Below are 13,876 nucleotides of genomic sequence, written 5' to 3' on the forward strand. Positions count from 1 at the left end.
GACTTCGTAAGCCTAAGCTTTTTTCGAAGATTTACGCCTTCGAAATCGCTGCGAGAAAATATCCATCCTTACAAAGGACAGGCAGCTCAGAGTTTGCACCCTGAAAACTAGATCCGAAACTTCACTTTACGCTTGAGCAGCACGTCTTACTCGCTTTCGCTTATAAGACTCTTTATTTGGATAAGCCCTCGACCGATTAGTATTCGTCAGCTCCATACCTTGCGGCACTTCCACCCCGAACCTATCTACCTCATCGTCTATAAGGGGTCTTACTAAATTGGGAAATCTCATCTTGAGGGGGGCTTCGCGCTTAGATGCTTTCAGCGCTTATCCCTTCCGTACGTAGCTATCCAGCCGTGCTCCTGGCGGAACAACTGGTACACCAGCGGTACGTCCATCCCGGTCCTCTCGTACTAAGGACAGCTCCTCTCAAATTTCCTGCGCCCACGACAGATAGGGACCGAACTGTCTCACGACGTTCTGAACCCAGCTCGCGTACCGCTTTAATGGGCGAACAGCCCAACCCTTGGGACCTACTTCAGCCCCAGGATGCGATGAGCCGACATCGAGGTGCCAAACCTCCCCGTCGATGTGGACTCTTGGGGGAGATAAGCCTGTTATCCCCAGGGTAGCTTTTATCCGTTGAGCGATGGCCCTTCCATTCGGTACCACCGGATCACTAAGCCCGACTTTCGTCCCTGCTCGACCTGTTTGTCTCGCAGTCAAGCTCCCTTGTGCCTTTACACTCTGCGAATGATTTCCAACCATTCTGAGGGAACCTTAGGGCGCCTCCGTTACATTTTAGGAGGCGACCGCCCCAGTCAAACTGCCCACCTGACACGGTCCCTGCACCGGATTACGGTGCGAGGTTAGAACTCGGATACGATCAGGGTGGTATCCCAACGTCGCCTCCACACAAGCTGGCGCTCATGCTTCTTTGGCTCCCACCTATCCTGTACAGATCGTACCCAAGTTCAATATCAAGCTGCAGTAAAGCTCCATGGGGTCTTTCCGTCTTGTCGCGGGTAACCTGCATCTTCACAGGTAGTAAAATTTCACCGGATCTCTCGTTGAGACAGCGCCCAAGTCGTTACGCCATTCGTGCGGGTCAGAATTTACCTGACAAGGAATTTCGCTACCTTAGGACCGTTATAGTTACGGCCGCCGTTTACTGGGGCTTCGGTTCATAGCTTCACCTTGCGGTTAACCACTCCCCTTAACCTTCCAGCACCGGGCAGGCGTCAGCCCGTATACTTCGCCTTACGGCTTCGCACAGACCTGTGTTTTTGCTAAACAGTCGCTTGGGCCTTTTCACTGCGGCCCCCTCGGGCTATTCACCCTACCGAGGCACCCCTTCTCCCGAAGTTACGGGGTCATTTTGCCGAGTTCCTTAACGAGAGTTCTTCCGCGCGCCTTAGCATACTCTGCTCGCCCACCTGTGTCGGTTTGCGGTACGGGCACCTTCTCCCTGGCTAGAGGCTTTTCTTGGCAGCTTGAACTCATGACCTTCGCTACTGCAATTTTCGCTCCCCATCACAGCTCAGCCTTATCGATGTGCGGATTTGCCTACACACCAGCCTCGCTGCTTGGACGGACATCCATCAGTCCGCGTCACTATCCTTCTGCGTCACCCCATTGCTCATAACGGTTCACGGTGGTACTGGAATTTCAACCAGTTGTCCATCCACTACGCCTTTCGGCCTCGCGTTAGGTCCCGACTTACCCTGAGAGGACGAGCCTTCCTCAGGAACCCTTAGGCTTTCGGCGGACAAGATTCTCACTTGTCTTTTCGTTACTTATACCGGCATTCTCACTTGTGTAGTGTCCAGCGCTCCTTACGGTACACCTTCAACCTCTACACAACGCTCCCCTACCCAAGAACAATTACTTGTTCGAGCCATAGCTTCGGTGGCAGGTTTAGCCCCGTTACATTTTCGGCGCAGAGTCACTCGACCAGTGAGCTATTACGCACTCTTTCAATGGTGGCTGCTTCTAAGCCAACATCCTGGTTGTCTGGGCAACTCCACATCCTTTCCCACTTAACCTGCACTTGGGGACCTTAGCTGATGGTCTGGGCTGTTTCCCTCTTGACCATGGATCTTAGCACTCACGGTCTGACTCCCGGATAAAAGTCTGTGGCATTCGGAGTTTGACTGGACTTGGTAACCCTTGGCGGGCCCCGCACCCAATCAGTGCTCTACCTCCACGACTCTCAACTCCGAGGCTAGCCCTAAAGCTATTTCGGGGAGAACCAGCTATCTCCGAGTTCGATTGGAATTTCTCCGCTACCCCCACCTCATCCCCGCATTTTTCAACATGCGTGGGTTCGGGCCTCCAGTGCGTGTTACCGCACCTTCACCCTGGGCAGGGGTAGATCACACGGTTTCGGGTCTACGTCCACGTACTCAAGCGCCCTATTCAGACTCGCTTTCGCTGCGGCTCCGGCTCTTCACCTTAACCTTGCACGGGAACGTAACTCGCCGGTTCATTCTACAAAAGGCACGCCATCACCCATAAACGGGCTCTGACTTTTTGTAAGCACACGGTTTCAGGTTCTATTTCACTCCGCTCCCGCGGTTCTTTTCACCTTTCCCTCACGGTACTGCTTCACTATCGGTCACTAGGGAGTATTTAGCCTTGGCAGATGGTCCTGCCGGATTCCCACGAGGTTTCACGTGTCTCGCGGTACTCGGGATCCGTCTACAGGTGTCGCAGATTTTCGGTTACGGGATTGTTACCCTCTGTGATGAGCCTTTCCAGACTGCTTCACCTATTCTGCTAACCCGATGTTGACGTCCCACAACCCCTAAGAGCAAGCTCTTAGGTTTGGGCTGTTCCGCGTTCGCTCGCCGCTACTGACGGAATCACTTTTGTTTTCTTCTCCTGAGGGTACTTAGATGTTTCAGTTCCCCTCGTATGCCTCCTATGTAGCTATGTATTCACTACATGGTACATGAGCATTACCTCATGCGGGTTCCCCCATTCGGACATCCCCGGATCAAAGCCTGCTTACGGCTCCCCGAGGCATTTCGTCGTTCGCCACGTCCTTCTTCGGCTCCTAGTGCCTAGGCATCCTCCGTGTGCTCTTATTAGCTTAACCAATTCCGCTAATAAGTTCGATTCCGAAGAATCGATCTATTTGGATGTTACTCAACCGAAGTTAAGTAACGCTGCTCTAAACATTTGTTTCGTTTCGGTATCTAGTTTTCAAGGAACAAGCTTTACAGAGAGAAAGTTTATCCTCTCAAAACTGATCAACGAGTGAGCGTTGTTGTTGCCATTGGCAACTTGTATTACTGATACGCTTCGTTTGCAGAAGCAATATCTCCATAGAAAGGAGGTGATCCAGCCGCACCTTCCGATACGGCTACCTTGTTACGACTTCACCCCAATCATCTACCCCACCTTCGGCGGCTGGCTCCCTTGCGGGTTACCCCACCGACTTCGGGTGTTGTAAACTCTCGTGGTGTGACGGGCGGTGTGTACAAGACCCGGGAACGTATTCACCGCGGCATGCTGATCCGCGATTACTAGCAATTCCGACTTCATGCAGGCGAGTTGCAGCCTGCAATCCGAACTGAGACCGGCTTCTAAAGATTCGCTCCACCTCGCGGTTTCGCTTCCCGTTGTACCGGCCATTGTAGTACGTGTGTAGCCCAGGTCATAAGGGGCATGATGATTTGACGTCATCCCCGCCTTCCTCCGGTTTGTCACCGGCAGTCGATCTAGAGTGCCCAACTCAATGCTGGCAACTAAATCCAAGGGTTGCGCTCGTTGCGGGACTTAACCCAACATCTCACGACACGAGCTGACGACAACCATGCACCACCTGTCTCCAATGCTCCGAAGAGGGCACCTATCTCTAGGTGTTACATCGGGATGTCAAGACCTGGTAAGGTTCTTCGCGTTGCTTCGAATTAAACCACATACTCCACTGCTTGTGCGGGTCCCCGTCAATTCCTTTGAGTTTCACTCTTGCGAGCGTACTCCCCAGGCGGAGTGCTTACTGTGTTAACTTCGGCACCGCGGGTATTGAAACCCCCGACACCTAGCACTCATCGTTTACGGCGTGGACTACCAGGGTATCTAATCCTGTTTGCTCCCCACGCTTTCGCGCCTCAGCGTCAGTTACGGTCCAGAAAGTCGCCTTCGCCACTGGTGTTCCTCCACATCTCTACGCATTTCACCGCTACACGTGGAATTCCACTTTCCTCTCCCGCACTCCAGTCACCCAGTTTTCGATGCGACCCGGGGTTGAGCCCCGGAATTAAACACCAAACTTAAATGACCGCCTGCGCGCGCTTTACGCCCAATAATTCCGGACAACGCTTGCCCCCTACGTATTACCGCGGCTGCTGGCACGTAGTTAGCCGGGGCTTTCTTCTCAGGTACCGTCAATCCAGGAGCAGTTACTCTCCTGGCCTTTCTTCCCTGGCAACAGAGCTTTACGATCCGAAAACCTTCATCACTCACGCGGCGTTGCTCCGTCAGACTTGCGTCCATTGCGGAAGATTCCCTACTGCTGCCTCCCGTAGGAGTCTGGGCCGTGTCTCAGTCCCAGTGTGGCCGTTCACCCTCTCAGGTCGGCTACGCATCGTCGCCTTGGTGAGCCGTTACCTCACCAACTAGCTAATGCGCCGCAGGCCCATCTACAGGTCACAGATTGCTCCGTGTTTCTTGATTCAGACATGCGTCTCAATCACCTATCCGGTCTTAGCTACCGTTTCCGGTAGTTATCCCGATCCTGTAGGCAGGTTGCCTACGTGTTACTCACCCGTCCGCCGCTAACTGTTCCCGAAGGAACAATCCGCTCGACTTGCATGTATTAGGCACGCCGCCAGCGTTCGTCCTGAGCCAGGATCAAACTCTCCATTAAGGTAGAACTTTGATTTGTACTCATTCCTTGCTGACGAGAATTTGCATTCTCTTGTACTGCTATTTTCTCACTCGTTGATTCAGTTTTCAAAGGACAAAACGCGATCCATCAACATTACTGTCGACTTTCACTCTTATTGATTTATTCAATCGCTGTTTAGTGGCGACTTTTTTAATATAACATACTCCACTGCATCATTGCAAGCTTTTTATTAGATTAAAAAAAGTTTCTTATAAAAAATCTTCGTTGCTTGAAGCAGCGAAGATTAATCTACCATATATGTAAGCCAAGCGTCAAGCAAATATCAAAACTATTTACTTTTGAATAACATCTTGTATATACAGACTGCGCTCCATCGTTAAATTAATAATTTGTCCATTCACATTGACCCAAGGACGAGTGGGGTTAGCACGATCTGAAAACACAATTTCACCAATTCGTTTATCATTTAGCTTAACGAGAACACCATTATGGAATTGCGTTACTTTCTGTATAAAGGTCTGAACTAACGCAGGTTCCAATTTACCAAACGATTCTGTAAACAATTGATCCAACACCAGGTAAGGAGAAGCCGCTTTTTTATGGTACCGATCCGATGTCATTGCATGAAAGATATCACTGATGGCAACGATTTTGGAGTATAGGTGAATTTTATCTCCTTTGATTCCCAGTGGATAGCCTGATCCATCTTCACGTTCATGATGCTGAATCGCTGTTAATTTTACGCCTTCATTAATGGCAGCCACATTCTTCAATAAATTGTAACCAATCGTGGTATGCTGCTTCAGTTCTTCAAATTCCACCGGAGTCAGCTTGTTCGGTTTATATAAAATACCGGGGTCCACTTTTGCATTACCTATATCATGCAAGAGACCGCTTATCGCAATAGGCATAAGGTCCTTAGCAGCCAGTCCATGCCATCTGGCCAATGAATAGGATGTTAAACTAACCATGATGCTGTTATGGAACAGATAATCATTCAATTGAAACGTTTTGGGGCTAAAAGTCAAAATATGATATTGATCAATATGCTGCAGCAGCGCTTCCAGCTGCGTACGGACCTCAAGTATAGGGAAGTTTTGCCCACTCGCCGAATTAAACACCTTTTTTAAAAGCGAGAGCATCTTATCATATTGCTCATAGAAAGGCAGAATGGTGTTGTTCGGCTCGTCTATCACATCGTCATTGACAGGATCATTTTCTTTGGATTCTATAGAAATGGAAGGAATTAAAAAGGCTTTCAAGATCTCTATATCCTTCTCGCTTACTATTTTCCCTTTCATAAATAAAACGTTCCCGAGCTTCGTTTGTACGTTATCGCTCATCTTTTCGCCGGTCTTTAACTGGGAAACGGAAATTGTGGCCATGGTATTCCCTCGCTTTACTTTCTATCTTCTCCCTATTCTAAACGAAAAAGAATGGGGCTGTCACCCCATTCCTCAACCTTTTTTGATATATTTATTTATTCTTCAATCTCTGGAGACAAGGCTGTTTCTTCTCCATCGATTTCATCCTCTGCGGCATCTTCGCTCTTTTCAACTCTAGCTACTGTTGCTACTTCATCTTCATCGCGGATATGAATCAGTCTTACACCCTGGGTATAACGGCCCATAACAGAAATTCCCGACATACTGGTTCTAATTATTGTACCTAATGCTGTAATTATCATGAGATCTTCATCATCTTTTACAATCTTCAGACTGACGACAGGCCCATTCTTCGGAGTGACGTTCAGAGTTTTGATACCCTTACCACCACGTGATTGAAGTCTGTAGTCAGCAACCGGTGTTCGTTTACCGAATCCTTTGGACGTTACAATCAACACCGTATCATCGGGATGAACGACATCCATCGCGATAACGGTATCGTCCTCACCGATATTAATGCCTTTAACTCCCGTTGCCGAACGGCCCATTGAACGGACATCCTGCTCTGGGAAGTGAATCGAGACACCTTGAGCAGTTCCCATAATGATCGATTGATTGCCTTCTGTCAGTCTGACTCCGATCAGATCGTCATCCTCACGCAGCGTGATCGCAATCAAACCACCCTTACGGATATTCCCGTATTCGTTCAAAGCCGTCTTTTTGACCAAACCATTTTTGGTAGCAAAGAAAAGCTCCTGCTCGGACTCAAAGCCCTCCACTGGAATGACCGCATTGATCGTTTCACCTTGCTCAATCTGTAACAGATTGATAATTGGTGTTCCACGAGCTGTACGGCTAAGATCAGGGATCTCATAAGCCTTCAGGCGGTACACCTTGCCTTTATTCGTAAAGAAGAGCAAGAAGTGATGCGTATTGGTAACAAATAAATGTTCAACAAAGTCTTTGTCCTTCGTATCCATCCCAATGACGCCTCGACCGCCGCGCTTCTGGCTGCGATAGGTGGTAACCGGCAATCTTTTGATATAACCACTATGCGTGATAGTGATAATCACTTCTTCTTGAGGAATCAGATCCTCATCCTCGATGCTTTCTCCACCAATCGTAATTTCCGAACGGCGCTCATCACCGAATTTTTCCTTGATTTCATTAAGCTCGGTACTAATAATCGCTAGCACCAATTGCTCGTCTCCAAGGATAGCCTTGTATTCAGCGATTTTCTTCAACAGCTCTGCGTATTCTTCTTCAATCTTATCGCGTTCCAAACCGGTTAAGCGCTGTAGACGCATATCCAGAATAGCTTGAGCTTGATCATAGCTTAATGAAAATCTTTCGATCAAGCCTTCACGTGCTTCTTCCGCATTTTGTGATGAACGGATCAGTGTGATCACTTCATCAAGATGATCGAGTGCGATTCGCAAGCCTTCGAGGATATGCGCTCTGGCTTCAGCCTTGCGCAGTTCATATTCTGTCCGACGGCGAATAACGACCTTTTGGTGCTCCAAATAGTGATACAGCATATCCTTCAAGTTCAGGACCTTCGGTTCCCCGTTAACGAGAGCCAGCATAATGATACCGAAATTAGACTGCATCGAAGTTTGCTTGTAGAGATTATTCAAGATTACATTCGGATTCACGTCGCGACGCAGCTCAATAACAATACGCATTCCGTTACGGTCCGACTCATCGCGCAGATCGGTGATACCATCAATCTTTTTATCTCTGACCAATTCCGCAATTTTTTCAATCAAATGAGCTTTATTTACCTGATAGGGCAGCTCATGCACCAGGATTTTTGCTTTGTTATTGTTTTCTTCTATAACGGCTCTGGCTCTCATCGTAACCGATCCACGGCCTGTATTATAGGCTTGCTTAATACCTTCTCGTCCCAAAATAAATCCCGCTGTAGGAAAATCCGGGCCCTTGATAGATTGCATTAATTCCATCGGCGTGACGTCCGGATTTTCAATAAGCTGCTGAAGTCCGTTGATCACTTCCGTTAAATTGTGTGGAGGAATACTCGTAGCCATCCCTACCGCAATACCAGAGCTGCCGTTTACGAGCAGATTCGGAAAACGCGAAGGAAGAACAGCAGGCTCATGCTCTTCACCATCATAGTTGGGTATAAAGTCAATTGTCTCTTTATTAATATCACGTAAAAGCTCCATCGCAATCTTCGACAGACGAGCTTCTGTATACCGCATCGCGGCTGCCATATCTCCATCGATCGAACCAAAGTTACCATGACCATCGACGAGCATATAACGCAAGGAAAAATCCTGTGCCATCCGTACCATCGTGAAGTATACGGAGGAATCACCATGCGGATGGTATTTACCAATAACTTCGCCGACAATTCTCGCTGATTTCTTATGCGGCTTATCTGAATACATGCCAAGCTCGGACATCGCAAACAAAATTCGGCGATGAACAGGCTTTAAGCCATCGCGAACATCCGGCAGAGCACGACTGACGATAATGCTCATTGCGTAGTCCATAAAGGAAGTACGCATCTCCAAGCCGATATCTATTTCTTTTATTTGAGAAAACTGTTCTTCCGACATTTTGTCCTCCTAAAAGTTTTGCTAAAGCAAAACTGACTTCGTGAGCATATACTGAACTTTCCCTGCGGGAAAGTTTACTTCGTAAGCGTTGCTGAGTTTTGCTAAAGCAAAACTGACTTCGTGAGCATATATAGAACTCTCCCTAAGGGAGAGTTTACTTCGTAAGCATGATCGGCTTAAAAATCCAAGTTTTTGACGTATTTGGCGTGCTCCTGGATAAAGTCTCTGCGCGGCTCTACGTTATCGCCCATCAAGGTATCGAAAATCGCATCAGCCTCAATCGCATCCTGAATGCTAACCTGCAGCAGAGTACGAGTATCCGGGTCCATGGTCGTTTCCCATAGCTGTCCAGGGTCCATTTCACCAAGACCTTTATAGCGTTGTATATTAAGCTTCACGCCTTCTCCGAATTCCTGCGTAATTTGATCCTTCTGCTTGTCATTATAGGCATATCGGATCGTTTTGTTACGTTCGATCTTGTATAACGGCGGTTGAGCGATGTAAATATAGCCGACTTCAATCAGCTTACGCATATAACGGAAAAAGAAGGTAAGCAGCAAGGTTCGGATATGTGCACCATCAACGTCTGCATCGGTCATAATAATAATTTTGTGATAACGGGCTTTGGCGACGTCAAAATCATCCCCGATGCCTGTACCTGAGGCTGTAATAATAGCGCGAATTTCCGCATTGGATAAAATTTTATCAAGACGTGATTTTTCCACGTTCAATATTTTACCGCGCAGCGGCAATATCGCCTGAAAATGACGGTCACGCCCCTGCTTGGCAGAACCACCGGCAGAGTCACCTTCCACGATATAAACTTCGCTGATCGAAGCATCCTTGGATGAGCAGTCAGCGAGCTTGCCTGGCAGTGAGCTAACTTCCAAAGCGCTTTTACGACGCGTTAATTCGCGGGCTTTGCGGGCAGCTTCTCTGGCACGTGAGGCTTGTATGCCTTTTTCTACGATTTTCTTGGCTGTCGCCGGGTTTTCATTCATGAATTCACTAAGCTTCTCGGAGAACAAGGATTCCACGATACCGCGAACCTCACTGTTGCCAAGCTTGGTTTTGGTTTGTCCCTCAAACTGCGGATCAGGAATTTTCACGGAAATGATCGCTATTAAGCCTTCACGCACATCATCACCGGACAAATTGGCGTCACTTTCTTTAATCGCGTTATATTTACGCGCAAAATCATTCATAATACGGGTAAGAGCACTCTTAAACCCGGATTCATGGGTACCGCCTTCATGCGTATTAATATTATTAGCGAATGAATAAATATTTTCGGAGTAGCCCTCATTGTATTGAATGGCAACCTCAACCTGAATATTGTCTTTGGAGCCCTCGGTATAAATCGGAGCATGCAGCGGTTCGCGGTTACGATTCAAATACTCAACAAAAGAGACAATTCCACCTTCATACAAAAAGGAATTGGCCACATCTGTCCGCTCATCCGCCAAAGTAATTTCAATGCCTTTATTTAAATACGCCAGCTCACGGATCCGTGATTGCAGCGTGTCATAGTCATATTCCGTAACTTCCGTAAAAATCTCGTCATCAGGCCAAAATGTAATCTTGGTACCGGTATCCTCAGCATCTCCAACCACTTTGATATCATATTGAGGCGCACCTTGTTGATATTCCTGCTGGTGAATGTGTCCATCCCGCTTAACCTGAACGATTAATTTCTTGGAAAGCGCATTAACAACCGATACACCAACCCCATGCAGTCCCCCGGAAACTTTATAGCCTTCCCCGCCGAACTTACCGCCCGCGTGTAATACGGTCAAAACAACCTCAAGCGTAGACTTCTTCAGCTTGGTGTTCTCCCCAACAGGGATACCACGCCCGTTATCTATAACCGTAATGCTGTTATCACGATGAATGATAACATCGATTTTGGAGCAATGACCGGCAAGAGCCTCATCGATACTATTATCTACAACTTCCCAAACCAGATGATGGAGACCTCTTGAGCTGGTGGATCCGATATACATCCCCGGACGCTTACGAACAGCTTCGAGACCCTCGAGCACCTGTATTTGACTTTCATCATATGCATTTTCATTCACAGACATGCTGACACCCTCTTTTCCAAGGTAAAATCTAGTTTGTTAACAATTGGTTTGCCCGTTTCTTGAGGGTCATAGATGAAATCGGAGAGTAATAAACTTTTGATTTGGTAACGACGAGCGATTTGCTGTCTTCCTCTCCGATCACTTCAACCTTTTTCTCTTTATTGGCATAGCTTAAAAATTGCTTAGATATTTTGGATGATTTCTCTATGGATAGATCAAATATAGCGACGAGCTCGGATGCACGAATGATTTTTTCTCCGCCTAAATGAATGAACATGGGGGACATCTCCTCAAAACGTGAGACTACTTGCAGGCAATGACTTAAATCAGGCTTCCGTTCCGTACGTGAATCACAGAAGCGTTTTCCAGCTTTGAACGATCTATGCTTTCAATTCCGGTTGTTGTAATAAAGGTTTGCACTTTATTTTGAAATGTTTCGATCAGTTGAGTTTGTCGGTACTGGTCAAGCTCGGATAGCACATCATCCAAAAGTAGAATAGGGTATTCGCCTACTTCCTCATGAATCAGTTCGATTTCCGCAAGCTTCAGAGAAAGCGCCGTGGTCCTCTGCTGGCCCTGCGAACCGAAGGTCTGCACATCCTTGCCATTGATCGTAAACAACAAATCATCCCGATGCGGGCCTACCATAGTCACACCGCGCCGAAGCTCCTGTTCTTTCACCTGTGATAACTTTATCATAAATTGATCAAATAAAACAGTTTCATCTTCCAGGCTGTTAGCGTCAAACGAGCTGGCATATGTAATCTGAATATGCTCCTGGCCTGCCGTAATGCCATAATGAATTTTTTCTGCCCACCGCTGGAGCTTCTGTATAAAGCTTTGACGCTTTTTGATAATTTTAATACCGAGCTGGATCAATTGTTCATTCCACACGTCCAATAGCACTGCTTTCGTGTCCCGTGTAGTAAAAAGCTGCTTTAAATAATTGTTCCGCTGCTGCAGTACTTTTTGATATTGGGATAAGTCGTACAAATATGTGGGATGGACCTGGCCAATTTCCATATCGAGAAAACGCCGTCGGACAGATGGGGAGCCCTTAACAATTTCGAGATCTTCAGGTGCAAACATCACGACATTGATAGAGCCGATAAAATGGCTCAGCTTCTTTTGCTCCAAGCCATTTATTTTAGCTTTTTTGCCCTGCGGAGAAATAGTGAGATCCAGCTTGCAGGTTCCGTACTTTTTTTCAACTTCTCCATGCAGCATGGTTTGGCGTGCATCCCAATGAATCAACTCTTTATCCTGATGAGTACGATGGGATTTGGTCAGAGCCAGCACGAAAATGGCTTCCAGCAGGTTCGTCTTGCCCTGTGCATTAGGGCCGATAATGATATTAACCATATCTCTGGTTTCAAAATGCACTTCTTCATAGTTGCGGTAATTCCGCAAGGAAAGCTTATTCAGCTGCAAAACGGTTCCTCCTACAGACTGACTCTGCCAAGCAAAGCCGTTTTACAAGGTTATTAAGAACGTACGACTTGAAATTCCCCGCAGCCATCGACACGGACCTGATCCAGATGAACCAGCTTCTTGCCTCGCCGATTTTCCAGCTCTCCATTGACATGGATAACGGTCTCCTGCAGAAAAAATTTAGCCTGCCCCCCTGTAGATATGCAATCTGCCAACTTCAAAAATTGGCCTAACGTGATGTAATCCGTATGAATGGATATAGGATTCATGACAAGCCGTGCTCCTTTTGCTTAATTAGTGGTTCGGTAAGGGAGAATCAATTGCAGAAGCGAGGTCGTTTCTTCCGGTCGGATAATGATCGGCTGCATCGCACCTGTAAATCCGATATGAATCAATTGACTATCCATGACCTTGAGTGCGTCCAGCATATATTTGGAATTGAACGAAATGCGAAGCAGCTCTCCGCTTAAGCTTGAAACTTCCAGCTGTTCGGTTACTTTTCCAAGCTCGGAGGAGCTGGAGGATATTTCGATGGTTTGGTCCTCATTCATGATCAGCTTGACGATGTTCGTCTTTTCTTCTTTAGAAAGCAGGTAAGCACGATCAATCGCATCGGCCAGCTGGTGTGCGTTAATGACCAGCTCTGTTTTATAGGACTGCGGGATCAGCTTGGAGGTGTCCGGATAAGTGCCGTCCAAAATTCGCGTATAAAATAATATCGAGCTCAGCTTAAATAACACCTGATTTTCAGCAAAGATAATATCGATCAACGTGTTTTGATCCGGTAAAATTTTGGACAGTTCATTTAAAGTTTTCCCAGAAATGGAAATATTATTAAGGTTAAAATCGGCATCCACTTCTATGTTTGTTTCACGAGTCCCCAAACGATGACGATCACAGGCCGTAAATTTAAGCTTTCCGTTATCCACAGTCCACAGAACACCTGTAAGAATCGGTGTCGATTCATTAGTCGATACCGCAAAGGTCGTTTGTTTGATCATCGTTCTTAATAAATCACTGGGAAGCTGAAATCTTCTATATTCTTCGATACTTGGCAAGGTTGGATATTCTTCCGGATCAAGTCCGACCAATTGAATTTCCGAAGAGCCCGAACGAATGATCGTTTGGAAATTTTCCTTGACCTCAATCTCTACCTTTTGGGCTGGAAGCTTACGAATGATTTCAACAAAAAATTTGGCTGACAGCACAATACTACCCTGACGCTCTATTTCAATGATATTGAGTTCATTTTTTTCCAATGGGATAAAGCTTTGAATGGAGATATCGGTATCACTGGCAGTCAGCGTCATGCCGCTCGAATCCAGATCTATTTTTATTCCGCTCAGAATGGGGATCGGAGTTTTGCTCGATATGGCTTTTGATACATGTTGAATGGATTCATTCAAGTATTCTTTAAGGATCGTTAATTTCATTCTGTCACTCCTAGAATTCAAAAATGTAATTACAACTTTATCCCCTTATATTACTCTTTTTTTATTAGTAATAGTAGTAGGGGCTCTGGATATGTGGATATGT

The 13,876-nt window shown here is 46.7% G+C and carries 7 protein-coding genes and 2 rRNA genes; all 9 read right to left on the reverse strand.

Annotated elements, in window-relative coordinates; genetic code table 11:
• Positions 1-176: 176 nt before the first annotated feature.
• The 9 genes from NST47_RS01210 to dnaN all read right to left on the reverse strand — a co-directional run bounded on the left by NST47_RS01210 (position 177) and on the right by dnaN (position 13,773).
• A 23S ribosomal RNA gene (locus NST47_RS01210) occupies positions 177-3,100 on the reverse strand.
• A gap of 233 nt (positions 3,101-3,333) precedes the next feature.
• Positions 3,334-4,876, reverse strand: a 16S ribosomal RNA gene (locus NST47_RS01215).
• Together the 16S and 23S rRNA genes form the textbook arrangement of a ribosomal RNA operon.
• 314 nt (positions 4,877-5,190) lie before the next feature.
• Positions 5,191-6,243, reverse strand: a complete 1,053-nt coding sequence (locus tag NST47_RS01220) for an HD-GYP domain-containing protein (RefSeq protein WP_341153592.1) — start codon at positions 6,241-6,243, stop codon at positions 5,191-5,193.
• Positions 6,244-6,338: 95 nt separating this feature from the next.
• Positions 6,339-8,825, reverse strand: coding sequence for a DNA gyrase subunit A (gene gyrA / locus NST47_RS01225; protein ID WP_341153593.1), 2,487 nt, complete (start codon positions 8,823-8,825; stop codon positions 6,339-6,341).
• A 176-nt stretch (positions 8,826-9,001) separates the two neighbouring features.
• A complete protein-coding gene (gene gyrB / locus NST47_RS01230; RefSeq protein ID WP_076237597.1) occupies positions 9,002-10,909 on the reverse strand; it encodes a DNA topoisomerase (ATP-hydrolyzing) subunit B in 1,908 nt (635 codons plus the stop codon).
• A gap of 28 nt (positions 10,910-10,937) precedes the next feature.
• Positions 10,938-11,186, reverse strand: coding sequence for an extracellular matrix regulator RemB (gene remB / locus NST47_RS01235; RefSeq protein ID WP_076237596.1), 249 nt, complete (start codon positions 11,184-11,186; stop codon positions 10,938-10,940).
• A gap of 44 nt (positions 11,187-11,230) precedes the next feature.
• Complete coding sequence (gene recF, locus NST47_RS01240) at positions 11,231-12,340, reverse strand: DNA replication/repair protein RecF (protein ID WP_341153594.1); 1,110 nt, start codon at positions 12,338-12,340, stop codon at positions 11,231-11,233.
• Positions 12,341-12,393: 53 nt separating this feature from the next.
• On the reverse strand, positions 12,394-12,609 hold the full coding sequence (gene yaaA, locus NST47_RS01245; RefSeq protein ID WP_076237594.1) for a S4 domain-containing protein YaaA: 216 nt from the start codon (positions 12,607-12,609) through the stop codon (positions 12,394-12,396).
• A 21-nt stretch (positions 12,610-12,630) separates the two neighbouring features.
• The gene (dnaN, locus tag NST47_RS01250) at positions 12,631-13,773 is read right to left on the reverse strand and encodes a DNA polymerase III subunit beta (RefSeq protein ID WP_076237593.1); all 1,143 of its coding nucleotides are present in this window, start codon (positions 13,771-13,773) and stop codon (positions 12,631-12,633) included.
• Between the last annotated feature and the right edge of the window lie 103 nt (positions 13,774-13,876).

The organism is Paenibacillus sp. FSL H8-0034, assembly GCF_038000305.1.
GTDB lineage: Bacteria > Bacillota > Bacilli > Paenibacillales > NBRC-103111 > Paenibacillus_S.